The organism is Streptosporangium sp. NPDC087985, assembly GCF_044741965.1.
GTDB lineage: Bacteria > Actinomycetota > Actinomycetes > Streptosporangiales > Streptosporangiaceae > Streptosporangium.
Genome location: NZ_JBIUTQ010000012.1, coordinates 1 through 23,049 on the forward strand (window position 1 = coordinate 1; position 23,049 = coordinate 23,049).

Below are 23,049 nucleotides of genomic sequence, written 5' to 3' on the forward strand. Positions count from 1 at the left end.
ATGGTACTGCACCGGGGACGGTGTGGGAGAGTAGGTCGCCGCCGGACAATCTTTTGGGAAAGGCCACCCCGTTTGGGGTGGCCTTTCCTGTTTTCTTGACCACTTACCACCGAATCGACATCCGGTGTCCTATGGCCACATCACGACCTGTGGGGCACGTCCGCTTCAGGGAAGTGTGACGAACTTGCCAAGGAACTGCCGTGCCGAAGGGGTGTCCAGACGGTAGTCCAAGTTGGTCGCCTTGCAGACGTTGTCGGTTCCGCTGACCGTCGTGGCCACGAGTAGGTGTGAGGTGCGGTCGCCCAGGAAGTTCGGGCCGCCCGAGTCGCCGAAGCAGGTTCCACCGTCGCCCTTGGAGGAGTCCGGCGACAGTTTGAGCCACCTGGGGGTGAGAGATTTGAAGGAGATGGACGTCTGGTTGCGGGTGTCGGTGTACTTGAACCGGCTTCCGTTCGTCTTCTTCTTGGTCGGGGTGAGCGAGCCGTACCCGACCGGGGTGAACTGCGCTGTCTCCAGGCTGTTCTGGGCTTTGAGCTCGTCGAGCAGACCCGCAGGAGGCAGCGTGGCGGGCGTGATGTCCGGGATGGCCTTGTCGAAGATGACGACGGCCATGTCATGGAGCTCGGACTTGTCCCTGTATCGCGCGTCCGCCACGAAGCGACCGGTGTAGACCGGGGTTCCGGGCTGGTAGTGGCTGGAGAACGAGACCCGGGCGGTCTTCTGCCCTCCTTCCTTGCAGTGAGCGGCTGTGAGGAAGACGGTTGGCGAGATGAGCGTGCCGGTGCAGTTAGACCATGTGCCGTCGGGATGTGGCTTGTCGCCGATGAGCGCCCCTACCTCCGGGTGATCGCTAAGGTCGGCGGAGCCGTTGGTGATGGCCCATGCGGGTGAGGCGACACCCACGATCAGTGCGGCCGAAATCATGACAAAAGGGACAAAGCGCATGCAACGACTTTAAGTGCCTGTGGGCTCCATGTGGTACGGAGTGGGAAAAGATCTACTCGTAGGGCTGTTAGTCGCCTGTGTGCGCGGGCAACGGCCCGTCCGATGCCCAAGGAAGCTCGCACCCGCCGGCGGGTGCGAGCCGTACCTGATCTCAGTGGGTGAGGTCGAGGTCGAGGTCCTTGATCCGCTGGTCGCCCTCGTCGGCGAGGTAGTGGTCGGGCTCGGTGGCGTCGCCGCCGTCGGTCAGCTTGGCGGCGCGGGCGATGGCCGTGCCGAGGGCGGCGACGGTCAGATTGACGATCAGGGCGAGAACGCCCGCGTAGATGGTCATCTTGGTGTCCAGGCCCAGCTTCTCCAGCGGGAACGCCGACCCGGCGAAGTGCAGTTTGCCAGTGGCCGGGTTGCCGATGTTGTAGAGCAGGAGCACTCCCGCCGCCATGCCCGCGACCCATCCGGCGATGAGGCCGCCCCGGTGGAACCAGCGGGTGTAAAGGCCGAGTGCCACCGCGGGGAGCGTCTGCAGGATGATGACGCCGCCGATGAGCTGGAGATCGATGGAGAAGCCGGTGTCCAGGAACAGGATGCACAGCACGGCGCCGACCTTGACGAGCAGCGAGGTGATCTTCGAGACGCGGGCCTCGTCGGCGTCGCTGGCGTCCGGCTTCAGGTACTCCTTGTAGATGTTGCGGGTGAACAGGTTCGCCGCGGCGATCGACATGATCGCGGCGGGGACCAGTGCGCCGATGCCGATCGCGGCGTAGGCGACACCGGTGAACCAGTCGGGGAACATCTGGTCGAACAGCTGCGGCACGATCGTGTTGTTGTCCGTGCCGATGGGCTTGACCCCGGCCGCGATGGCCATGTAGCCGAGCAGCGCGATCAGGCCGAGCAGCAGGCTGTAGGCCGGGAGTGCGGACATGTTCCGCTTGATCACGTCACGGTTCCTTGAGGCCAGCACGCCGGTGATGCTGTGCGGGTAGAGGAAGAGCGCGAGCGCGGAGCCCAGGGCCAGGGTGACGTACTGCAACTGGTTGCCGGCGTTGAGCAGGATGCCGTCACCCGGCGCGGGGGTGGCGGCGAACTTGGCCTGTGCCGCGTCGAAGATCGAGCCCCACCCGCCCAGCTTGGCCGGGATCACGATGATCGCGACCAGGATCACGATGTAGATCAGGGTGTCCTTGACGAAGGCGATCAGCGCCGGGGCACGCAGGCCCGACTGGTAGGTGTAGGCGGCCAGAATGGCGAACGCGATGATGATCGGCAGGTGGCCGGTCACCCCCATCGACTTCAGCACGGCCTCGATGCCGACGAGCTGAAGTGCGATGTAGGGCATCGTCGCCACGATGCCGGTGATCGCGATCAGCAGGGCCAGTGTGGGGGAGCCGAAGCGGGCCCGGACGAAGTCGGCCGGGGTCACGAAGCCGTGCACGTGCGAGACGGACCAGAGCCGCAGCAGCACCAGGAACACGATCGGATAGACCACGATCGTGTACGGCACGGCGAAGAAGCCTGTCGCGCCCGCGCCCCAGAGCAGGGCGGGTACGGCCACGAAGGTGTAGGCGGTGTAGAGGTCGCCGCCGACGAGGAACCAGGTGACCCACGAGCCGAAGCTCCGGCCGCCCAGCCCCCACTCGTCCAGGGTGGCCAGGGTGTCCGGGCGGCGCCAGCGTGCGGCCACGAACCCCATGCCGCTGACGAGCAGGAACAGCGCGGAGAAGACGATGATCTCGGTAAGGTGCTCGCTCACGGGGTCATCGCCTCCGCTTGGTCATCTGGTAGACGATCGTGGTGCACGTGACGCCGACCGCGATGAAGGCGAGCTGGAGCCAGTAGAACCTGGGGAAGCCGAAGAGCCGCGGTCCGTCGAAGTTGAAGAGAAAAGGCAGTAAAGGTAGGATGATCGGCAGCACCAGTAGCCAGTTCCATGGACTGCGATCGCTCCGACCCTTGTCGGGAGTGGTCAACATGGCCTCCTCGGGTGGGGAGGGGACAGCCGGCTGTGGCTGTCCCTCTCAGCTGATCGGCAGCGTAATTACGCGAGTGTCTCATTCCGATCACCAAGCGCCGAGTGGAGCGGTTGGCGCGATGAACGGTAGATCGACCTCCGGCGCGGAAATCATCGGAAGTATCAGGATTTCGCAGAGCTCGATAGATACGGGAGGCTTTCCGGTGGATCCCGCTCGGAACCCGGCAGAACCGACCTCTGCCGCCCCGCTGCTCGTCGTCATGGGTGTGACCGGTTCAGGCAAGACCACCGTGGGTGCCGCTCTCGCGCAGCGGCTGCGCGTGCCGTGCGCGGACGCCGACGACTTCCACAGCGAGGCCAACGTCGCCAAGATGTCGGCGGGCACCCCGCTCGACGACAGCGACCGGCTGCCCTGGCTGCGGACGGTCGGCTCCTGGCTCGCCGGGCACGCCACCACAGGTGGTGTGGTGAGCTGCTCCGCGCTCAGGCGTGCCTACCGCGACGTTCTGCGGCAGTCGGCGCCGACGGTGAGCTTCGTTCACCTCGACGGCACAGAGGAGATCGTGCGCCGTCGGGTAGCCGGCCGGCCCGGGCATTTCATGCCGGCTTCGCTGGTCGCTTCGCAGTTCAAGGCGCTGGAGCCTCTCGAGCCGGACGAGCGCGGGATCGTCCTCGACCTCACCAGACCGGTCGACGATCTCGTGGAGGCCTGTCTCGCCGCGGCGCCGCTTCCGTGGACGCGGTCCCACCCCGCACCCCCACCGACCCGGAACCCGATTCCGTAACCCGGGCGGCCCAAGGGGAATGAAATGATCGACGCCCCTACTTCACCGGTCGCGTTGCATGATCACGGTTGTCGCCGGTAGTGTTTGCACCATGCGATACCCGGATGCCCTTCAGTGGTGGCGCCGCTTCTGAGCGGCGCAGGTTTCGCATTTCGCGAGCAGACAGACGGCCGCCCAGACAGGCGGCCTTTTCTGTGTCCGTCCCCTCTGGGCATAAGGGATCAAAAGGGGCGAGGCTGTAATGGAGACAAGCGGATATACCACTGCCGGTGGCATCGAAGTCGAGGTCACGGTGTCCGATGTGCCTGAGACGGTTCTCGAGGACGTCGTCACGACGCTCGGCGAGCGCCGGGGAGGCGTGCTCTCCTCCGGGATGGAATATCCCGGCCGCTACAGCCGGTGGCACCTGGCCTATGTCGACCCCTGCCTGGAGATCGTGGCCAGGGGCCGCAGGATCGCCGCCCGCGCGCTGAACGCGCGGGGCAGGGTGGTGCTGCCGGCTGTCGCGTCCTGCCTGCTCGCCGCGGGCAAGCCCACCGGGGAGCCGACCGCCGACCACGTCGAGGTCTACGTCGCCGAGTCCGAGGAGATCCTTCCCGAGGAGATGCGCAGCCGCCGCCCCACCGTCTTCACCGCGATCCGCGAGGTCATCGCCGCGTTCAAGGGCGAGGACGGACACCTGGGGCTGTACGGTTCCTTCGGATACGACCTGGCCTTCCAGTTCGAGCCGATCCGGCAGGCCCTCACCCGCGCCGCCGACCAGCGCGACCTCGTGCTGCACCTACCCGACCGGGTGATGGTGATCGACCGTAAGCGGGAGACCAGCAAGGAATACCGCTACGAGTTCACCGTGGACGGTGCCTCCACGCATGGGCTCGCCCGCGAGGGGGAGAGCGTCCCGCTCCCCGCCGCCCCCGCCGAGCTGCCCGCCGACCCGGAGAAGGGCACCTACGCGCAGGTCGTCGCCGCGGCCAAGGAGAAGTTCGTCCGCGGCGACCTGTTCGAGGTCGTCCCGGGTCAGGTCTTCCACGCCCCCTGCACCGACCCGGCCGCCTTCTACCGGGGCCTGCGCAAGGTCAACCCGGCGCCGTACGAGTTCCTGTTCAACCTCGGCGAGGGCGAGCACCTGGTCGGCGCCTCCCCGGAGATGTACGTCCGGGTCAGCGGTGACCGCGTCGAGACCTGTCCGATCTCCGGCACGATCGCCCGCGGCGGCAACCCGATCGAGGACGCCGAGGCGATCCGGACCCTCCTGACCAGCGTCAAGGAGGAGTCGGAGCTGACCATGTGCACCGACGTGGACCGCAATGACAAGTCCCGCATCTGCGTTCCGGGCACCGTTCAGGTCATCGGGCGGCGCCAGATCGAGATGTACTCCCGGCTGATCCACACCGTCGACCACATCGAGGGTCGCCTGCGGCCGGAGTTCGACGCGCTGGACGCCTTCCTCACCCACATGTGGGCCGTCACCGTCACCGGGGCCCCCAAGACCTGGGCGATGCAGTTCATCGAGGACCACGAGGCCACCACCAGGCGCTGGTACGGCGGAGCGGTCGGCTACATCGGCTTCGACGGCTCCATGAACACCGGACTGACTCTGCGCACCGCGCAGATCCGCGGTGGCGTCGCCGCGGTCAGGGCCGGGGCCACGCTGCTGTTCGACTCCGACCCGGCGGCCGAGGAGCGGGAGACCGAGCTCAAGGCCAGCGCCCTGCTCGGCGCCCTGGCGGCGGTCGGCGCCGCCCCGCAGGAGCAGGCCGCGCCGCAGACGGTCCGGGAACGGCCGGGCGAGGGCATGAAGGTGCTGCTCGTGGATCACGAGGACTCCTTCGTCAACACCCTGGCTGACTACTTCCGCCAGCAGGGCGCGGAAGTCGTCACGCTCCGGCACGGCTTCCCCGTGGAGATGATCGACGAGATCGCGCCGTCGCTCGTCGTGCTGTCACCCGGCCCCGGCTGGCCATCGGACTTCGGCCTGGTGGAGCTGGTCGGTGCGCTCTACGAGCGCGACCTGCCGGTGTTCGGCGTCTGTCTCGGTCTCCAGGGCATGGTCGAGCAGGCGGGGGGCACGCTCGGCCTGCTGTCCTACCCCGAGCACGGCAAGCGCGGCCGGGTGCGGCGGATCGGCGCCGGCGCGCTGCTGGAGGGGCTCCCGGAGGAGTTCACCGCGGCCCGCTACCACTCCCTCCATGCCAAGCAGCCGGGAGTCGTCGGCTTCGCCGCCACCGCTCTCACTCCCGACGGCGCGGTGATGGCGATCGAAGACGTGGAGAGGAGGCGTTTCGCGGTGCAGTTCCACCCGGAGTCGATCCTCACCGCCGAGGGCGGCGCCGGAGCGAAGATCATCGCTAACGTTCTCCGGCTCTGCCGTCCCACTGCCTGAGAGCGCACGAGATCACGCTCTACGGCCGTGGAGTTCTCCTGCCAGGGGACCGCGGGCGGACCGGGCTGGACCGGCCCGCCCGTGGCCGTGGGCGGGCCGGTAGGAGGGCGCGGGAGATGCCCCCGGCGGACCTCTCGTGTTGCGGCAGCAGGCACCGTCGGTGACGGCGATAGGCTTGCCTCCATCCCATCCCCGTCACCGGAAGGTTCTGCGCATGGATCTGAGCCAGCCGCGCTTTCTCGACGACGTCACCGTCGAGCTGGTCAAACACAGTGCCTCGGACTCCGACGTGCTCTGGGCGGCGCGGGTGTCGACCGCGGGGGAGCAGTCCCTGGAGGAGATCCACAAAGATCCCGAGCGGTCCAAGGGGTTGATCAACTACCTGATGCGGGACCGGCACGGTAGTCCCTTCGAACACAACTCGATGACCTTCTTCATCAGCGCCCCGATCTTCGTCTTCCGCGAATTCCATCGCCACAGGGTCGGATGGTCATATAACGAGGAGAGCGGGAGATATCGCGAGCTTCAGCCCAATTTTTACATTCCGGGCGCGGAGCGGAAGCTGGTCCAGGAGGGCCGCCCCGGGAAGTACGTCTTCGTCGAGGGCAGCGAGGGTCAGCACAAGCTGGTGAACGAGGCGATGGAGGCGGCCTACCGGCAGTCCTATGCCGCCTACCAGGAGATGCTGGAGGCCGGGATCGCCCGGGAGGTGGCCAGAGCCGTCCTGCCCGTCGGCCTGTTCTCCTCGATGTACGCCACGTGCAACGCCCGCTCGTTGATGCATTTCCTGTCCCTGCGCACCAAGGACGAGCAGGCCAAGGTGCCCTCGTTCCCGCAGCGGGAGATCGAGATGGTGGCCGAGAAGATGGAGGCCGCCTGGTCGGCTCTGATGCCCCTCACCCACGCGGCCTTCGTCGCCAACGGCCGGAGCGCCCCCTAGACGCGGGTGGAGGGGACGCACACCACGACGCCCGGCGGCAGGGCACGGGTTCAGGCCGCCGAGGCACTTCTCCACCGTCGCGCGACGGTGGAGAAGTGCGATCGCGGACGCCGCTCAGAGCTCGCTGTGGGTGACGTCCCTCCTGATGTCGGCCAGGGGCATCCCGTTCCGCTGGAGCCTGTGGGCGGTCTCGTTGACCATGGTGGTCGGCCCGCAGACGTAGACATCGTGGTCGGCCCAGGAGCGGAAACGCTCCATCGCCTCGGGCAGCCGGCCCCGCATGCCTTCGTAGCCGGGCTGGTCGGAGACCACGGGCACCACCCTCAGCCAGGGGAAGTTCGACTCCATCCGGATCAGGTCCGGCAGATCGTAGAGCTCGCGTGAGTGCCGCGCGCCGTACAGCAGGTGGATGTTGGGCCGGCGCCCCGACGCGATCACGTGCTCCACTATGGCCTTGATCGGGGCGAGCCCGGTGCCTCCAGCGACGCACAGGATGTCGCGGCCGGACTCGACGGGGGTCATCATGCCGACCGGCGGGCCGAGCATCAGGGTGTCGCCGATCTTGGTGTGTTCGACCAGTGTGGTGGAGACCCAGCCGCCGCGGACCGCCCGGACGTGCAGGCGGATGGTGTTGTCCTCCCGCGGCGCGTTCGCGATGGAGAACGCACGCCAGACGCGGGGCCAGCGCGCGGTCTGTACGTTGACGTACTGGCCCGGAAGGAAGGGCATGTGCCGGCCGGGCCGCAGGGTGATCACGGCGATGTCCGGTGTGCGGAGCTCGTGGTCGATCACCTCGGCCAGCCACCAGGCGGGCGAGACCCCGGCGTCGGACTCGGCTGAGTCAATCATGAGATTGGCGGCTGCGGTGTATGCGGCCACCCACGCGGCCTCGATCTCGGGGTTCCAGATCTCGGCGGCGAAGCGCCTGATCGTGGCGAGCAGCGCGTTGCCGACCGCGGTGTAGTGCTCGGCGATCACTCCGTACTTGCGATGGTCACGGCCGAGCTGGCCGAGGAACGACGACAGGCTGCCCGGGCTGTCGAGACTCCAGACGATTCTGGTCAGCGCGCTGAACAGGCGGTCGCGCTGGACGTTCATGGCCGGTGGGAACATTCCCCGCAGGTGCGGGTTCTCGGCGAACAGGCGGCCGTAGAAGTACGCCGCCGCCTTGTCCGCGACGGGTTCGACGACGGCGAAGCTTTCCTTGACGAGACGCGGATTCAACGACATATGACCGAACCCACCCTAATTGATCGGATCAAAGACCGATCATGCAGAAACACCTCCGTGACAGCTCCGGGTGACGAGCGTTCGGCGGCCCCGGCGCACCTGGTCGCTCGAATTTGAGTCTTCCATCACCATGTGGACGTCACAACGGTTTCTCCATAATATGGCACTAATTCAAACCATCTGTAATTGAGGGGTTATTTTCCGTGACCACGCCGCTTGCTTTCAGGCGAATAAGTGAATAAGAATCACATTCAATGGAAGGGTTGGTTTCTGTCCGTTTCATTGGTCTCCGTCATGGTCCTCCTTGGGGAGGCGGTGAGGACTCGCGGACCTCTCCGCCCCCGTGCCGGCAGCCGTTCCGGTCGCCGGGTGAGACGACACTGATATCTGATAGGCATGACATAACCGAAATGGTGTACGGCAGGATAGGGGTCCTGCCGGAGATGGGATCGGTGCCGTCCGAAACGGGGTGCCGCCTTCCGCATGGCCCCTGGAGAACGTATGTCCCGACCTTTGATCGGTATCACCGCCTACCTTGAGGCCGCCCGCTGGGGCACCGGGGTCCGGGAGGCGGTCCTGTCGCCGCTTGCCTACGCCCGCGCGGTCGAGAAGGCGGGTGGCCTGCCGGTCCTGTTGCCGCCGCTGAACCTGGGCGGGATCGACGGCTACGCGCGCGGCCTGTCCGGAGTGATCCTCGCCGGCGGAGGCGAACTCGACCCGGCGTTGTACGGCGCGGCCCGCGAGGACCGGGTCGAGGAGCCCCAGCCCCATCGCGACCGTTTCGAGCTGGCGCTGTCCCGCGCCGCCGTCCAGGCCGACCTGCCGCTGCTCGCGATTGGCCGGGGCATGCATGTCCTGAACGTCGCCCAGGGCGGCAGCCTGATCCCATGGCTTCCCGATGCGGTCGGCCACGACCGCCACACCGGCCGTACCCACGTCATCCAGATCAGTGTGTCGAGCAAGCTGGGAAAGGCACTGGGCGACCGCGCCGAGGTGACCGCGCCGCATCACCAGGCGGTCAAGCGGCTCGGTGCCGGCCTGCTCGCCGTGGCCTGGGCCGACGACCAGATCGTCGAGGGGGTCGAACTCCAGGGCCAGCGCTTCGCCGTCGGAGTCCAGTGGCACCCCGAGCGCGGGGAGGACAACCGGCTCGTCGAGGCGCTGGTAGGGGCTGCCACCCGTTGATCGGGGCCAACCGGGTAATGTGCGATCATGCCGCTGCACCCTCAGGCCGAGGCCTACCTGAAACTGTTCTCAACGGATCTGGGCACCCCCCTCGCCTCGCTCACCCCCGAGGTGATCACTCAGCTGCGCGCTCTGGACGGCTTCGCCGAGCAACGGGGGCCGATCGTGCCGCTGCCGGTCGTCGAGGACAAGGTCGTGGAGGGAGTGCCGGTCCGGATCTACCGGCCCACTGAGAACGACCACCCGCTCCCTGCGATCGTCTACTTTCACGGTGGCGGCTGGGTGCTCGGCAGCGTGGACCGCAACGACGCACTCGGCCGCGACCTGGCCGTGCGCAACGGGGCGGTCGTGCTCTCGGTGGACTACCGGCTCGCACCCGACCACCCTTTCCCAGCCGCGGCCGACGACGCGTGGACCGTGGTCAAGGACGTCTTCGCCCGCCCGGAGGACTACCTGGCCGACCCGGCGCGGATCGCCGTCTGTGGCGACAGCGCCGGGGGCAACGTGGCCGCCGTGGCGGCCTGGCGGGCTCGGGACGCCGGACTCCGGCTGGCGCACCAGGTGCTGGTCTACCCGGTGACCGACGTCGCGATGGACACCCCGAGCTACCGCGACTACGCCACCGGGTTCGGACTCGGCGCCGACGAGATGGCCTGGTTCGTCGAGCAGTACGGCGGAGACCCGGCCGATCCCCGGCTGGCTCCGGTACGGCTCGCCGACAAGGCGGGCCTGGCCCCCGCGACGGTGATCACGGCCGAGTATGACCCGCTCCGCGACGAGGGTGAGGCCTATGCCGCCCAGCTCACGGCAGCCGGGGTCCCCGTCGAGCTCAGGCGCTACGAGGGCGCCGTCCACGGATTCTTCGGCCTGCCCGGCTTCTTCGACCAGGCGGTCGAGGCGCGCGAGTACGCCGCCACCCGGCTGCGGGAGGCCTTCCGGTGAGGGACTACGAGAAACTGAAGCTCGACTGGGCCGCCGACGGGGTGCTCCGGGTCGTGATCAGCGAGCCGCGCAGGCTCAACGCCGTGGACATGGCCGGGCACCGTGAGCTGGCTGAGATCTGGCGGGACGCCGACCGCGACGACGACGTGCGCGCGGTCGTCATCCGGGGCGAGGGTGAGGTGTTCTCCGCGGGCGGCGACCTGTCGATGATCGAGGAGATGACGCGTGACCACGCCACGCGCATGCGCGTTCTCACCGAGGCCCGCGACATCGTCTACAACGTGCTCAACTGTTCCAAGCCCGTCGTCTCGGCCATCCAGGGCCCGGCGGTGGGCGCGGGACTGGCGGTCGCGCTGCTGGCCGACATCTCCGTCGCCGGCCGTACGGCCCGCATCATCGACGGCCACACCCGGCTGGGCGTGGCGGCGGGCGACCACGCCGCCATCATCTGGCCACTGCTGTGCGGGCTGGCCAAGGCCAAGTATCACCTGCTGCTGTGCGAGCCGGTCACCGGCGAACAGGCGGAGGCGATGGGCCTGGTCAGCCTCTGCGTCGACGACGACCAGGTCCACGACAGGGCTCTGGAGATCGCCGTCCGGCTGGCCGGCGGCTCCGCCGAGGCGATCCGCCTGACCAAGTACTCGCTCAACAACTGGCTCCGTCTCGCCGGTCCCTCCTTCGACGCCTCCCTGGCCATGGAGTTCCTCGGCTTCACCGGCCCGGACGTGGCCGAGGGCGTGCGGGCCGTCCGCGAGAAGCGCCCGCCCCGGTTCGGCTGACCGGTCATCCGCGGGAGAAGGACGATGACGCCCCCGCGTGTGGAGAGGTACGGTCTCAGCGCTGGAAACGCTTGTGCAGGGAGGCCAGACCGGGTTCGAAGACGCCGCGGACGAAGATCTTGGTCATCTGCGCCTCGTCGTCGGCCTCGAAGGTGGCCGACCACTCGACGAAGGCCTGGCCGCTGTCGGTGACGGGGGAGACCCGGTAGACGGCGCGGTAGTCACGGACCGGCAGCGGGCTCTCGAAGATCTCGTAGGTCGCCGAGCGGGAGTCGTCGTCGAGGGTGAGCAGCCGTTCGCGGAACAGCCCGCCGGCGCCCTCGATCCTGCGCACCGTTCCGGACCCGTACCCGTCGCCCTGCTCGATCTCGCAGAGGGTGATCCCGGGCAGCCACTCGGCCAGGTTGCCGAAGTCTCTCAGGTAGCCCCACACCTCGTCGGCTGGGGCGTCGAGCACGGTGCTGGCGTACGCGGCCATCGGCCCCTCCCTCGGACTCGTTCTGATCTGCTCATGGTCTTGCCCGTACGGCCGGTTCCGTAACCGGTCCGGACAGGCCGCCGGTGCGCCTGGCGTCCTGCAGTTCACAACCCTCGCGGCCTGCGTGAGTGGTAGACGAAGGCGGGGGGAAGATTGCCCCACACCGTCCGGCCCACGACGACCTCCTCGAAGGTGTCGATCAGACGCTGCCGGAAGCGCTGCGCGGGGGGCAGGTGCTTGGCGAAACTGTAGGCGAAAGTGGTGAAAGCGGTGTTCGGACTCATGATCGCGGTGACCGCGTTCAGCAGGTGGGTCTGCGTCTCCTGTGAGAACGCCGCCCACGGGAGCCCGCTCACGATGACGTCGGCCTTGTCGAAACCGCGTTCCCTGAGCAGTTGCGGCAGCCGTGCCGCGTCGCCGACCACGACGTCCACATTCGGGTGCCGGGCGGAGAGGAACTCGGCCAGCTTCGGATTGATCTCGACGGCCATGTGGTGTCCGCGACCGTCCAGCCGCCGCTGGATCTCCCCTGTGAACGCACCCGTCCCGGGACCGAGCTCGACGATCACGGGATCGCCCCGGTGGGGGACCGACGTGGTCACCGTCTCCGCAAGCCGTCGGGAGCTCGGCGCCACGGCCCCAACGGTCCCCGGGGAGCGCATCCACTGCCCCAGGAACAGCGTGGTGTCATTGGTCATATTGGAAGGGTAGAGGCTGGACAAGAGCGCACGCCCCAGCCATCCGGCCTATTTTCCGGCCGCTTGGAGGAGGAAGGCACCCTCCTGAAGGATGACGGAGCCGCGAGCGGGCCCGGATATCTTTCCCGTTCGCTGACTCTCAGTGTTTCCCGGTGAGGGCCGGCGAGCTGCCGCGTCGCCGGGGCAGCGTTCCCCGTTGCCGGGATTCCCGCCGCTGCTCCAGGGCTGCCTTGACCCGGCCCAGAGCCCAGTTGAACGCGTACCGGGCCGCCCCGCAGTGCGAGGCCGGCGCCACGGCCTGGTCGGGGGTGGGGTCCAGGGCGTAGCGGTAGGCCTGATGGACCCGCACCACCCCACCCCGCTCTTTTACTCACCGCTGTCAACCGATGACGGTGAGCTTATCTTCGGGAAGTGATCGGCAGCCACCGGACCGGCGGAAAACCCGCACCACACCCCGGCGCCACATCCTCGTACCGCCCCGATCCCCCATCCACCGTTCCAAGAGCCAGCCCACCCGCCCCACTGGACGGAAGAATCCAGAGAAGAACCGATAAACACTGACGAAACAATCAGTAGTTCACAACCCGTCTGGACAAGGCCTGCGCCCTTCAGGGGTCCAGGGTCGCGGAAACTCCGGGCACCCGATCGGCCGGAGGGGTCCGGAACAGGGGATACGGTTCGCGAAAGCCTCGCAACGGTAAGGTCGGCATCACGTGTGGGGAGGGGAGACAGGCGGATGAATCCGGAAATATCTGGAGCCGAGTATCGAATCTGGACGGTTCCTAACGCGTTGAGCCTGGCCAGGCTCCTTGGCGTGCCGGTCTTCCTCTGGCTGGTCCTGGGGCCCAAGGCCGACGGCTGGGCCATCGCGCTGCTGATGGTGGCCGGATTCTCCGACTGGCTCGACGGGAAGATCGCCCGTGCGTGGAACCAGACCAGCAGGCTTGGCCGTCTGCTCGACCCGCTGGCCGACCGGCTCTACATTCTGGCCACCCTGTTCGGCCTGGCCATGCGGGGCATCATTCCCTGGTGGCTGGCGCTGGCGATACCGCTGCGGGACGTCATGCTGCTGGGCATCCCGCCCATCCTGCACCGCCTCGGTTACGGCCCGGCACTGCCGGTTCACTTCCTGGGCAAGGCGGCCACCGCCAACCTGCTCTATGCCTTCCCGCTGCTCTTCCTGGCCTACCACGACGCCTGGTACGCGGATGTAGCCGGAATCGTCGGCTGGTCGCTCGCTATCTGGGGCACGGGTCTGTACTGGTGGTCCGGACTGCTGTATTGGGTACAGGTGCGGCAGGTCGTCAGAGGAGCCAAACGCCTTAAGAGGTGATCTGTGAAGGCCGTTGTGATGGCGGGTGGGGAAGGTACGCGGCTCCGGCCGATGACCGCCAACCAGCCCAAACCCCTGCTACCTGTGATCAATCGGCCGATCATGGAGCATGTGCTACGCCTGCTGAAACGGCACGGACTCACCGAGACCGTGGTGACCGTGCAGTTCCTGGCAGCTCTGGTCCGCAACTACTTCGGCGACGGCGACGAGCTCGGCATGAGCCTGTACTACGCCACCGAGGACATCCCGCTCGGCACCGCCGGCAGCGTCAAGAACGCCGCCGACAAACTCCGTGACGACCGCTTCCTGGTCATCTCCGGCGACGCGCTCACCGACATCGACCTGACCGACATGATCCGTTTCCACCGTGAGAACGGCGCGCTGGTCACCATCGGGCTCAAGCGGGTGCCCAACCCGCTGGAGTTCGGCATCGTCATCGTCGACGACCAGGGCCGGGTGGAGCGATTCCTGGAGAAGCCCACCTGGGGGCAGGTCTTCTCCGACACCGTCAACACCGGCATCTACGTGATGGAGCCGGAGGTCCTCGACGAGATCGCGGCCGGCGAGCCGGTCGACTGGTCGGCGGAGGTCTTCCCCGGCCTGCTGGCGCGCGGCGCCCCCCTGTACGGCTACGTCGCCGACGGCTACTGGGAGGACGTCGGCACCCACGAGAGCTACCTCAGAGCCCAGGCCGACGTGCTGTCCGGCCGCGTCAGGGTGGACGTCGACGCCTTCGAGGTCTCACCCGGCATCTGGGTGGCCGAGGGCGCCTCGGTGGACGTCGACGCCGTGCTCAAGGGCCCCCTCTACATCGGCGACTACGCCAAGGTCGAGGCCGGGGCCGAGCTGCGCGAGTACACCGTCCTGGGCAGCAACGTCGTCGTCCGGGAGGGTGCCTTCCTGCACCGCGCTGTGATCCACGACAACGTCTACGTCGGCCCCAGAGCCCACCTGCGCGGCTGCGTCGTCGGCAAGAACACCGACCTGATGACCGGGGTCAGGATCGAGGAGAGCGCCGTCGTCGGCGACGAGTGCATCATCGAGGCCGAGGCCTACGTCTCCTCCGGCGTCAAGGTCTACCCGTTCAAGACCGTCGAGGCGGGGGCGGTGGTCAACACCAGCGTCATCTGGGAGCCGCGCGGTCAGCGCAACCTGTTCGGTCCCCGGGGGGTGTCCGGGCTGGTCAACGTGGAGATCACCCCTGAGCTGTGCGTACGGTTGGCCAGCGCCTACGCCACCACGCTCAGGAAGGGCGCCTCGGTGATCACCTCCCGCGACTCCTCCCGCGCCGCGCGGGCACTGAAGCGGGCCGTGATCAGTGCCCTGAACGCCAGCGCGATCAACGTGCTCGACCTGGAGGCCGCCCCGCTGCCGGTCTCCCGCTTCCACACCGCCAGGGAGAACGTCGTCGGCGGCATCGCGCTGCGCACCACCCCGGGGGATCCGCAGAGCGTGGACATCGTCTTCATGGACGAGCACGGCGCCGACCTGTCCCAGGCGGCCCAGCGCAAGCTGGACCGGGTCTTCTCGCGGCAGGAGTTCCGCCGCGCCTTCCCCGGGGAGATCGCCGAACTCGGCTTCCCCCCTCGGGCGGTCGAGGACTACACCCACGAGCTGTTGCGCTGCGTCGACATGACAGGGGTCCGCGACGCCGACATGAAGGTCGTGGTCGACTGCGCGGGCGGCACCTCCTCGCTGGTGCTCCCCAGTCTCCTCGGCCGGGTCGGGGTGGACGTGCTCACCGTCAACAACAGGCTGGACGACGCCTCGCCCACCGAGACCCTCGCCGAGCGCCGGCGCGACCTGCAACGCCTGTCGGAGCTTGTCAGCTCCTCCAGGGCGGCCTTCGGAGTGCGGTTCGACCCGGTGGGGGAGCGGGTCGCGCTGGTGGACGAGATGGGCCAGCTGATCAGCGAGGAGCGTGCCCTGCTGGTGGTGCTGGACCTGGTTGCAGCCGAACGGTGCGGCGGCCGGGTGGCACTGCCGGTCACCACCACCCGGGTGGCTGAGCAGGTCTCCCGCTTCCACGGGGTGCAGGTCGAGTGGACCTCCACCGCGATCGACGCGCTCACCGCCTCCGCCCGCGGCCAGGACATGATCTTCGCGGCGGACGGACGGGGCGGCTTCATCGTGCCGGAGTTCGGTCCCACGGTGGACGGCCTGGCGGTGTTCCTGCGCCTGCTCGGCCTGGTCGCCAGGACACGGCTGTCACTCAGCCAGATCGACGCCAGGATCCCCGAGGCCAAGCTCCTGCGCCGTACGGTCCCGACCCCCTGGGCGGCCAAGGGGGTGGTGATGCGCTCGGTGATCGAGGCCGCGGAGCGCTACCGCATCGACACCACCGATGGAGTGCGGGTGGTGGCCGAAAACGGGAGCTGGGCGCTGGTGCTGCCCGACCCGGCCGAGGCCGTCACCCACCTGTGGGCCGAGGGGACCGACGTCGACTCCGCCCAGAGCCTGCTCGAACACTGGGCGCGGGTCGTGGAGGAGGCGGCCACGTGACGGAGCGGGCCGGCGGGCCCGCTCCGGGCGGGAGAGACGGCCCGTGCGGTGCGCCGCGGTGCGGACGGGGCACCGGCGCGGGGACGATCAGTGCTATCAGGTACGACAAACCCAGCGCGGCGGCATGGACCGGGGGCACCGCTCGGCTGTAACTTTGTCCCGACCGAACCCACGGTCGAGCGTCTGCCTTGATCTTTGCTTCTCAACGGTGTATGTTGCGGCATTCGCAGTCTGAGAAAATACTTGAGAAGCGAAGAAGCGAGGCGCGCATCCCTGAGTACCGTTGCCGCGTCTTCGCGGTAGGAGGCCGAGCCGATCGATGCCGAGCGTCTACTGCACGCAGTGCGGTCATGCCAACCCTGAGGATGCCCGTTTCTGTTCACGATGCGGGTCGCCGCTGACCAAGTCCGACTCACCCGGAGACAGCACTTCCACCATTTCCCTCTCCGGGATCGAGGCCTACGAGGCGGAGACCGGAGAGACGCTTCTCGCCGAGCGGCAAGCCGTCGAGCAGTTGCCTCCGGGCAGCGCTCTGCTGGTGGCCATGCGTGGCCCCAACGCCGGTAGCCGCTTCCTGCTGGACAGCGACCTCACCACGGTGGGCCGCCATCCCGAGAGCGACATCTTCCTTGACGACATCACCGTGTCGCGCCGTCATGTGGAGTTCTACCGGCGTGGCGGCGGGGTTTTCACCGTCCGCGACGTCGGCAGCCTGAACGGCACCTACGTGAACCGCGAGCGGATCGAGGAGGTCCCGCTGTACGGCGGCGACGAGGTTCAGATCGGCAAGTTCCGACTGGTCTTCCTCACCCGTGGCGCCGCTGGAGGATGATGAGCACGCAGGCCGCTCGTGCGCACATGAGCATCGGGGAGGTGCTCGCTCTCCTGCAGGGCGAGTTCCCCGATGTGAGCATCTCCAAGATCCGTTTTTTGGAGGGCGAGGGGTTGATCGAGCCGGAGCGCAGTCCCTCCGGCTATCGAAAGTTCACCTACGCCGATGTCGAGCGGCTCCGCTACATCCTCAGCGAGCAGCGTGACCGCTACCTGCCGCTACGCGTTATCAAGGACCACCTCGAGGCTGCCGACCGCGAGGAGCGACCGGCCGGCAGGCCGCGTGCCGTCCCCGACGACGCCCCTTCCGAGGTCCGTCTCACCCGTGAGGAGCTGCTCGCCGCCGCCGAGCTCAACGAGGAGACCCTCGCCGAGCTCGAGGACTACGGCCTGCTCGCCGCCGTGGCCCGCTACTACGACGCCGAGGCGCTGGCCGTGGCCCGCAGTGTCGGGGCCCTGACCGCCTTCGGGCTGCATGCCCGCCACCTGCGGGCGGTCAAGGTCGCGGCCGAGCGTGAGGCCGGCCTCGTCGAGCAGGCCATCGCGCCGCTGCTGCGCCGCCGCGGGCCTGGTGCCATCTCCCAGACCGACGAGACGGCCAGGGAGATTTCCGGACTCCTGCTGGAATTACACGCCTCGCTGCTGCGTTCCGCCGTGCGTGGGGTCCTGGGCCGGTGACAGCCTGGCCGGGCACTCGTATCCCCCGAGTGTTACGTTGAACAAACCGGTCGGAATCCAGCGAAGACGGAGCAGCCCGTGTTGCAGATGGAGGTCGTGGGCGTTCGGGTTGAGATGCCCTCCAACCAGCCAATTGTCCTGCTGAAGGAGGCCCAGGGGGAGCGTTATCTGCCAATCTGGATTGGCATGACAGAGGCGACGGCGATCGCCATGGCGCAGGCCGAGGAGCCGCCACCGCGGCCGCTCACCCATGACCTCTTCCGTGACGTGCTCGACGGGCTCGGCGTCCGTCTGAACACGGTCAACATCGTCGCGCTCCGGGACGGGATCTTCTTCGCCGATCTCGTGTTCTCCAACGGGGTCGAGGTGAGCGCCCGCCCCTCGGACTCGATCGCCTTGGCGCTTCGCACCGGGGCACGTATCTTCGCCAGTGAGGACGTGGTCCAGGAGGCCGGAGTGATCATCCCCGATGATCAGGAGGACGAGGTGGAGAAGTTCAGGGAGTTTCTTGACACAATCACACCCGAGGACTTCGGTCGCGCAGGGTAGGAATTTCGGTGCATTTACGCTTCACGACGCGCCGAGTGGGGTCGTTGACTGAGCTTGGCCCCAGTCCTACGGTGCAAGTGAAACCCGTGGTCGTGCGTAAACCCCCAGATCAGGCCGCGGGATGAGAGAAAGCCGGAGGTCCGCGTGGCGGTCAGCAGCGGCGAGGGTAGAAACGCCGATCAGGATGACCCAGAACGGCGCCAGTCGGCACGTCAGCGCGCGGGTGAAGAGGGTCTGCTGCCCGGCGGGCAGCCGGTGAAACCGCCGGCCGACATCGGATATCGAGGCCCCACCGCCTGTGCGGCGGCCGATATCACCTATCGGCAACTGGACTACTGGGCGCGCACCGGACTGGTCGAGCCCACTGTGAGAGCCGCCCACGGCTCGGGTTCCCAGCGACTGTACGGCTTCCGCGACATCCTGGTCCTCAAAGTCGTCAAACGACTGCTCGACACCGGCGTATCCCTCCAGCAGATCCGCATCGCCGTGCAGCACCTGCGTGACCGCGGCGTCAACGACCTCGCCCAGATCACGCTGATGAGCGATGGGGTGAGCGTCTACGAGTGCACCTCGCCCGACGAGGTCATCGACCTGCTCCAGGGGGGGCAGGGTGTCTTCGGTATCGCGCTCGGCCGGGTGTGGCAGGAGGTGGAGGGCTCCCTCGCCGACCTTCCCGGCGAGCGCGCGGAGTCCGGCCAGGGCCCTTTAGACGATCATCACGCCGATGAGCTGGCCCGTCGACGTAGAGCTCGCCGTACGGGGTAAAGTTGGTTTCGCTGCTGACCCTGTGCGGGAGAGACCCCGACACGATCGGGGCGCCGAAGGAGCAACCTCCCCGGAATCTCTCAGGCACCCTGTACCGCATGGACGAGGCGACTCTGGAAAGCAGGTGCGTCCGCCAGGCGTATCTCACCGACGGTGCAAATCTCCCCGGTAGGGGCGGTGAAGCTCTCAGGTCGAGATGACAGAGGGGGAGATCCGGCATACGCCCGCGCCCAGCGCCGGTCTCCACCGCCTCGGGAGGCTTTCCATGACCGACCTGTCACCGCTCAGCGAACTCGTTTCCCCTCCGTTCGCCACCCGCCACATCGGGCCCGCGGATGTTGACCAGACCCGCATGCTGGAGGCGGTCGGATTCGCCTCCACCGCCGACCTCGTCGCGGCGACCGTACCGGAGGCGATCCGGGCCAAGGACCGGCTGCGCCTGCCTCCGGCGGCGAGCGAGCCCGAGGCCATCGCCGAGCTGCGCGCCCTGGCCGCCCGCAACACCGTGCTCACCTCGATGATCGGCCTGGGCTACCACGACACGATCACTCCGGCGGTCATCCGCCGCAACCTTCTGGAGAACCCGGGCTGGTACACCGCCTACACGCCCTACCAGCCTGAGATCTCCCAGGGCCGCCTGGAGGCCCTGATCAACTTCCAGACGGTCGTCTCCGACCTGACCGCGCTCGACGTCTCCGGCGCCTCCCTGCTGGACGAGGCCACCGCCGCCGCCGAGGCGATGACCCTGGCCCGCCGGGCCGGCCGCAGCAAGTCGAACGTGTTCGTGGTGGACGCCGACGCGCTGCCGCAGACCAAGGCCGTGCTGCACACCAGGTCCGAGCCGCTCGGCATCGAGCTGGTCGAGAGTGACTTCACCGCCGAGCTCCCCGAGTGTTTCGGCGTGCTCGTGCAGTACCCGGGTGCCAGCGGCCGGATCAGAGACTTCCGTTCCATCGCCGAAGCCGCCCACGCGCGCGGCGCCCAGGTGATCGCCGCCGCCGACCTGCTCGCCCTCACCCTGCTCGCCGCCCCCGGCGAGCTCGGCGCCGACATCGCGGTCGGCTCCTCGCAGCGTTTCGGCGTCCCGATGGGCTTCGGCGGCCCGCACGCGGCCTACATGGCCGTCCGCGACGGCCTGCAGCGGCAGATGCCCGGCCGCCTGGTGGGCGTCTCCCAGGACGCAGACGGGCGCCCCGCCTACCGGCTCGCGCTGCAGACCCGTGAGCAGCACATCCGCCGTGAGAAGGCGACCAGCAACATCTGCACCGCCCAGGTCCTCCTCGCGGTGATCGCGGGCATGTACGCCGTCTATCACGGTCCCGAGGGCCTGCGCCGGATCGGCCGGCGTGTCCACCGGCACGCCGTCGTACTGGCCGAGGGCCTCCGTCACGGCGGTGTCGAGGTCGTGCACGACGATTTCTTCGACACCGTGCTCGCCCGCGTTCCCGGCCGCGCGGCCCACATCGTCGCCGTGGCCCGTGACAACGGGGTCAACCTGCGGCTGGTCGACGCCGACCATGTGGGCGTCACCTGCGACGAGAGGACCGAGCTCATCCACCTGGAGCAGGTCCTGGCCGCCTTCGAGGTCAGCGGCGCGGTCCTGACCGACCTGGACGCGGCCGCCCACGACGCGCTGCCCGTCCACCTGGCGCGTGTCGGCGACTACCTGACCCACCCGGTCTTCCACAGTCACAGGTCCGAGACGGCCATGCTGCGCTACCTGCGCAAGCTCCAGGACAAGGACATCGCCCTCGACCGGTCGATGATCCCGCTGGGCTCCTGCACCATGAAGCTCAACGCGACCACCGAGATGGAGCCGATCACCTGGCCGGAGTTCGCCGGACTGCACCCTTACGCCCCGGAGGACCAGGCTGCGGGCTACCTTGAGTTGATCAAGGAGCTGGAGGGGTGGCTGGCCGAGGTCACCGGCTACGCCGCCGTGTCGATCCAGCCCAACGCCGGCTCTCAGGGCGAGTTCGCCGGTCTCCTGGCGATCCGCGCCTACCACAAGGCGCGGGGCGAGTCCGGCCGGGACGTCTGCCTGATTCCGTCCTCCGCGCACGGCACCAACGCCGCCAGCGCCGTCATGGCGGGCATGCGCGTCGCCGTGGTCGCCTGCGACGACAACGGCAACGTGGACCTCGACGACCTCAACGCCAAGATCGACAAGCATCGCGACCAGCTTGCCGCGATCATGGTGACCTACCCCTCCACGCACGGCGTCTACGAGGAGACCATCACCCAGATCTGCGAGCGGGTGCACGAGGCCGGCGGTCAGGTCTACGTCGACGGCGCCAACCTCAACGCGCTGGTCGGCCTGGCCAAGCCGGGTGAGTTCGGGGCGGACGTGTCCCACCTGAACCTGCACAAGACCTTCTGCATCCCGCACGGCGGCGGTGGCCCCGGGGTCGGCCCCGTCGCGGTCCGCGCCCATCTCGCCGACTACCTGCCCGGCCATCCGCTGCGCGATGGCTCGCAGGTCGGCCCGGTCTCGGCCGCCCCGTACGGTTCGGCGGGCATCCTGCCCATCTCCTGGGCCTACATCCGGATGATGGGCGGCGAAGGTCTCAAGGCGGCCACCGAGCAGGCCATCCTCTCGGCCAACTACCTGGCCCGCAGGCTCAGCCCCCACTACCCGGTCCTCTATACCGGCCGCGGCGGCCTGGTCGCCCACGAGTGCATCATCGACCTGCGCCAGATCACCAAGGAGACCGGCGTGACCGTCGAGGACGTGGCCAAGCGCCTCGTCGACTACGGTTTCCACGCGCCGACCATGTCCTTCCCGGTGGCCGGCACGCTGATGATCGAGCCGACCGAGAGTGAGGATCTGGCCGAGCTCGACCGGTTCTGCGACGCGATGATCGCGATCCGGGGCGAGATCGGGAAGGTCGCCTCCGGAGCGTACGACACGGTGGACAACCCGCTGCGCAACGCCCCGCACACGGCCGACTGCCTGGTCGCCGACGAGTGGGCCCACGCCTACACCCGCACCGAGGCGGCCTACCCCCTGTCCTTCCTGCGTGATCACAAGTACTGGTCGCCGGTGCGCCGCATCGACCAGGCCTACGGCGACCGCAACCTCGTGTGCTCCTGCCCGCCGCTTGAGGCCTACGAGGACTGATCCGTACTCTCTGCGGCCCGCGTCCTCCGCGGCGCGGGCCGTATCGCACCCCCCGTGTGTATTTCCCCGTGTACGTAGGGGGGACGGGCGTGGCCCCGAGTCGTTAGGCTCGGGGCATTCCTTTACCCGGGGGAGGGCCCTGCATGCCAGAGGTGGACACGCGTCCTTTGGAGACCGCGCGGAAACTGGCCGAGAGCGGCGACCTGGACGGAGCGGCAACGATCTTCGCTGGACTGGCCGCCGACCCCGCGGAGCCCGGCCGGGCGCAGGCGGCGGTGGGACTGGCCGTGGTGCTCCAGGAGCGCGGAGACGTGGCGGGCGCCCGGACTGCCGCGCGCACCGCGCTGGCGACCGGCCATCCGGAGTTCGCCGGACAGGCCGCCTGCCTGCTCGCCCGGAGCTTCGAGCAGGAGGACCTGCTCGACCAGGCCCGAGCCGCCTGGCAGGCCGCTGTCGGCGTCGGAAACCCCGGCTACGTCGCGCTGGCGCACCTGGCCCTCGCCAGGCTCGCGGTGGACCAGCGAGAGGCAGAGGAGGCGCTGCGGGCCGCCCTGGCCACCGCCGACCCGGAGTTCGCCTCGCACGCGGCCCAGCGGCTGGCCGAGTTCCTGCTGGAGGAGCAGGAGGCGGCCGGGGCCGCCGAGGTGCTCCTGGAGGCGCTCTCGGTGCCGGACGTGGCAGATGTGCCGAGGCTGCGGGTGCTGCTCGGCATCGCGCACCTGGAGCTGGCGTGCGCGGAGTTCGCCGGGGCGATCGAGGAGGGCGGTGACGTCGAGACCGGCGCGCTGGCCATCGAACTGCTGGCCCGCACGCTCCCCCTGAGAGGCCGCGACGAGGACGCCGAACAGGTGTGGCGCTACGGCCTGGACAGCACGGACGAGGACCTCGCCGAAGACGTCCGTCTCCGGCTGAACCGCGACGCCTGATCTCCCCCGGTCA

The 23,049-nt window shown here is 68.4% G+C and carries 21 protein-coding genes and 1 riboswitch; of the genes, 14 read left to right on the forward strand and 7 right to left on the reverse strand.

Annotated features, from left to right (window positions below; translation table 11 throughout):
• Positions 1-165 precede the first annotated feature (165 nt).
• The 3 genes from ACIN94_RS21175 to ACIN94_RS21185 form a co-directional block, all read right to left on the reverse strand.
• Positions 166-945 (reverse strand): S1 family peptidase, encoded by a 780-nt coding sequence (locus tag ACIN94_RS21175; RefSeq protein WP_400708482.1) that lies wholly within the window; start codon positions 943-945, stop codon positions 166-168.
• A gap of 151 nt (positions 946-1,096) precedes the next feature.
• A complete protein-coding gene (mctP, locus tag ACIN94_RS21180) occupies positions 1,097-2,692 on the reverse strand; it encodes a monocarboxylate uptake permease MctP (RefSeq protein WP_400708484.1) in 1,596 nt (531 codons plus the stop codon).
• Between the two features lie 4 nt (positions 2,693-2,696).
• Positions 2,697-2,912, reverse strand: a complete 216-nt coding sequence (locus ACIN94_RS21185) for a DUF3311 domain-containing protein (RefSeq protein WP_400708486.1) — start codon at positions 2,910-2,912, stop codon at positions 2,697-2,699.
• 202 nt (positions 2,913-3,114) lie between these two features.
• On the opposite strand from ACIN94_RS21185, the gene ACIN94_RS21190 reads away from it, so the two are divergent.
• The 3 genes from ACIN94_RS21190 to thyX all read left to right on the forward strand — a co-directional run bounded on the left by ACIN94_RS21190 (position 3,115) and on the right by thyX (position 7,019).
• The gene (locus tag ACIN94_RS21190; RefSeq protein ID WP_400708488.1) at positions 3,115-3,696 is read left to right on the forward strand and encodes a gluconokinase; all 582 of its coding nucleotides are present in this window, start codon (positions 3,115-3,117) and stop codon (positions 3,694-3,696) included.
• Between the two features lie 241 nt (positions 3,697-3,937).
• Complete coding sequence (locus tag ACIN94_RS21195) at positions 3,938-6,079, forward strand: anthranilate synthase component I (RefSeq protein WP_400708490.1); 2,142 nt, start codon at positions 3,938-3,940, stop codon at positions 6,077-6,079.
• Between the two features lie 214 nt (positions 6,080-6,293).
• Positions 6,294-7,019 carry an FAD-dependent thymidylate synthase gene (gene thyX / locus ACIN94_RS21200; protein ID WP_400708492.1) on the forward strand — a complete coding sequence of 242 codons (726 nt, stop codon included), beginning with the start codon at positions 6,294-6,296 and terminating at the stop codon, positions 7,017-7,019.
• Positions 7,020-7,133: 114 nt separating this feature from the next.
• Here the strand turns inward: thyX and ACIN94_RS21205 are convergent, their stop codons facing one another.
• Complete coding sequence (locus tag ACIN94_RS21205; RefSeq protein WP_400708494.1) at positions 7,134-8,249, reverse strand: globin domain-containing protein; 1,116 nt, start codon at positions 8,247-8,249, stop codon at positions 7,134-7,136.
• A gap of 501 nt (positions 8,250-8,750) precedes the next feature.
• On the opposite strand from ACIN94_RS21205, the gene ACIN94_RS21210 reads away from it, so the two are divergent.
• The 3 genes from ACIN94_RS21210 to ACIN94_RS21220 are packed head-to-tail and all read left to right on the forward strand — an operon-like array spanning position 8,751 to position 11,155.
• Positions 8,751-9,434 carry a gamma-glutamyl-gamma-aminobutyrate hydrolase family protein gene (locus tag ACIN94_RS21210; RefSeq protein ID WP_400708496.1) on the forward strand — a complete coding sequence of 228 codons (684 nt, stop codon included), beginning with the start codon at positions 8,751-8,753 and terminating at the stop codon, positions 9,432-9,434.
• Between the two features lie 27 nt (positions 9,435-9,461).
• A complete protein-coding gene (locus ACIN94_RS21215) occupies positions 9,462-10,376 on the forward strand; it encodes an alpha/beta hydrolase (protein ID WP_400708498.1) in 915 nt (304 codons plus the stop codon).
• Positions 10,373-11,155, forward strand: coding sequence for an enoyl-CoA hydratase/isomerase family protein (locus tag ACIN94_RS21220; protein ID WP_400708500.1), 783 nt, complete (start codon positions 10,373-10,375; stop codon positions 11,153-11,155). Before ACIN94_RS21215 ends, ACIN94_RS21220 begins: the two co-directional genes overlap by 4 nt.
• A 55-nt stretch (positions 11,156-11,210) precedes the next feature.
• Here ACIN94_RS21220 and ACIN94_RS21225 read toward each other — a convergent pair whose 3' ends face one another.
• The 3 genes from ACIN94_RS21225 to ACIN94_RS21235 all read right to left on the reverse strand — a co-directional run bounded on the left by ACIN94_RS21225 (position 11,211) and on the right by ACIN94_RS21235 (position 12,680).
• Positions 11,211-11,633 (reverse strand): SRPBCC family protein, encoded by a 423-nt coding sequence (locus ACIN94_RS21225; RefSeq protein ID WP_400708502.1) that lies wholly within the window; start codon positions 11,631-11,633, stop codon positions 11,211-11,213.
• 104 nt (positions 11,634-11,737) lie between these two features.
• Positions 11,738-12,331 carry a class I SAM-dependent methyltransferase gene (locus ACIN94_RS21230; protein WP_400708504.1) on the reverse strand — a complete coding sequence of 198 codons (594 nt, stop codon included), beginning with the start codon at positions 12,329-12,331 and terminating at the stop codon, positions 11,738-11,740.
• Positions 12,332-12,470: 139 nt separating this feature from the next.
• Positions 12,471-12,680 carry a helix-turn-helix domain-containing protein gene (locus ACIN94_RS21235; RefSeq protein ID WP_400708506.1) on the reverse strand — a complete coding sequence of 70 codons (210 nt, stop codon included), beginning with the start codon at positions 12,678-12,680 and terminating at the stop codon, positions 12,471-12,473.
• A 465-nt stretch (positions 12,681-13,145) separates the two neighbouring features.
• Here ACIN94_RS21235 and ACIN94_RS21240 point away from each other — a divergent pair, with 465 nt between their 5' ends.
• From ACIN94_RS21240 to ACIN94_RS21275, 8 genes are all read left to right on the forward strand, one after another.
• Entirely contained in the window at positions 13,146-13,664 is a 519-nt protein-coding gene (locus tag ACIN94_RS21240) for a CDP-alcohol phosphatidyltransferase family protein (protein WP_400708508.1), read from the forward strand.
• Positions 13,665-13,667: 3 nt separating this feature from the next.
• Positions 13,668-16,166: a sugar phosphate nucleotidyltransferase gene (locus tag ACIN94_RS21245; RefSeq protein WP_400708510.1), complete on the forward strand. Its 2,499-nt coding sequence runs from the start codon at positions 13,668-13,670 to the stop codon at positions 16,164-16,166.
• A gap of 319 nt (positions 16,167-16,485) precedes the next feature.
• Positions 16,486-16,998 carry an FHA domain-containing protein gene (locus tag ACIN94_RS21250; protein WP_400708512.1) on the forward strand — a complete coding sequence of 171 codons (513 nt, stop codon included), beginning with the start codon at positions 16,486-16,488 and terminating at the stop codon, positions 16,996-16,998.
• A 26-nt stretch (positions 16,999-17,024) separates the two neighbouring features.
• Positions 17,025-17,675, forward strand: a complete 651-nt coding sequence (locus ACIN94_RS21255; protein WP_400708514.1) for a MerR family transcriptional regulator — start codon at positions 17,025-17,027, stop codon at positions 17,673-17,675.
• 78 nt (positions 17,676-17,753) lie between these two features.
• Positions 17,754-18,224 carry a bifunctional nuclease family protein gene (locus ACIN94_RS21260; RefSeq protein ID WP_400708516.1) on the forward strand — a complete coding sequence of 157 codons (471 nt, stop codon included), beginning with the start codon at positions 17,754-17,756 and terminating at the stop codon, positions 18,222-18,224.
• A 144-nt stretch (positions 18,225-18,368) separates the two neighbouring features.
• Positions 18,369-18,989, forward strand: coding sequence for a MerR family transcriptional regulator (locus ACIN94_RS21265; RefSeq protein ID WP_400708518.1), 621 nt, complete (start codon positions 18,369-18,371; stop codon positions 18,987-18,989).
• Between the two features lie 15 nt (positions 18,990-19,004).
• Positions 19,005-19,096, forward strand: a riboswitch (glycine riboswitch).
• A gap of 158 nt (positions 19,097-19,254) precedes the next feature.
• Positions 19,255-22,110 carry an aminomethyl-transferring glycine dehydrogenase gene (gene gcvP, locus ACIN94_RS21270; protein WP_400708520.1) on the forward strand — a complete coding sequence of 952 codons (2,856 nt, stop codon included), beginning with the start codon at positions 19,255-19,257 and terminating at the stop codon, positions 22,108-22,110.
• Between the two features lie 143 nt (positions 22,111-22,253).
• On the forward strand, positions 22,254-23,036 hold the full coding sequence (locus ACIN94_RS21275; RefSeq protein WP_400708522.1) for a hypothetical protein: 783 nt from the start codon (positions 22,254-22,256) through the stop codon (positions 23,034-23,036).
• Positions 23,037-23,049: the final 13 nt, after the last annotated feature.

Bases quoted from the DNA above. Each gene is read 5' to 3' on its own strand.
- ACIN94_RS21230 (WP_400708504.1), bottom strand. From the start codon at position 12,331: ATGACCAATGACACCACGCTGTTCCTGGGGCAGTGGATGCGCTCCCCG.
- ACIN94_RS21185 (WP_400708486.1), bottom strand. From the start codon at position 2,912: ATGTTGACCACTCCCGACAAGGGTCGGAGCGATCGCAGTCCATGGAAC.
- gcvP (WP_400708520.1), top strand. From the start codon at position 19,255: ATGACCGACCTGTCACCGCTCAGCGAACTCGTTTCCCCTCCGTTCGCC.
- ACIN94_RS21250 (WP_400708512.1), top strand. From the start codon at position 16,486: ATGCCGAGCGTCTACTGCACGCAGTGCGGTCATGCCAACCCTGAGGAT.
- ACIN94_RS21205 (WP_400708494.1), bottom strand. From the start codon at position 8,249: ATGTCGTTGAATCCGCGTCTCGTCAAGGAAAGCTTCGCCGTCGTCGAA.
- ACIN94_RS21175 (WP_400708482.1), bottom strand. From the start codon at position 945: ATGCGCTTTGTCCCTTTTGTCATGATTTCGGCCGCACTGATCGTGGGT.
- thyX (WP_400708492.1), top strand. From the start codon at position 6,294: ATGGATCTGAGCCAGCCGCGCTTTCTCGACGACGTCACCGTCGAGCTG.
- ACIN94_RS21215 (WP_400708498.1), top strand. From the start codon at position 9,462: ATGCCGCTGCACCCTCAGGCCGAGGCCTACCTGAAACTGTTCTCAACG.
- ACIN94_RS21210 (WP_400708496.1), top strand. From the start codon at position 8,751: ATGTCCCGACCTTTGATCGGTATCACCGCCTACCTTGAGGCCGCCCGC.
- ACIN94_RS21225 (WP_400708502.1), bottom strand. From the start codon at position 11,633: ATGGCCGCGTACGCCAGCACCGTGCTCGACGCCCCAGCCGACGAGGTG.
- ACIN94_RS21275 (WP_400708522.1), top strand. From the start codon at position 22,254: ATGCCAGAGGTGGACACGCGTCCTTTGGAGACCGCGCGGAAACTGGCC.
- ACIN94_RS21255 (WP_400708514.1), top strand. From the start codon at position 17,025: ATGAGCATCGGGGAGGTGCTCGCTCTCCTGCAGGGCGAGTTCCCCGAT.
- ACIN94_RS21195 (WP_400708490.1), top strand. From the start codon at position 3,938: ATGGAGACAAGCGGATATACCACTGCCGGTGGCATCGAAGTCGAGGTC.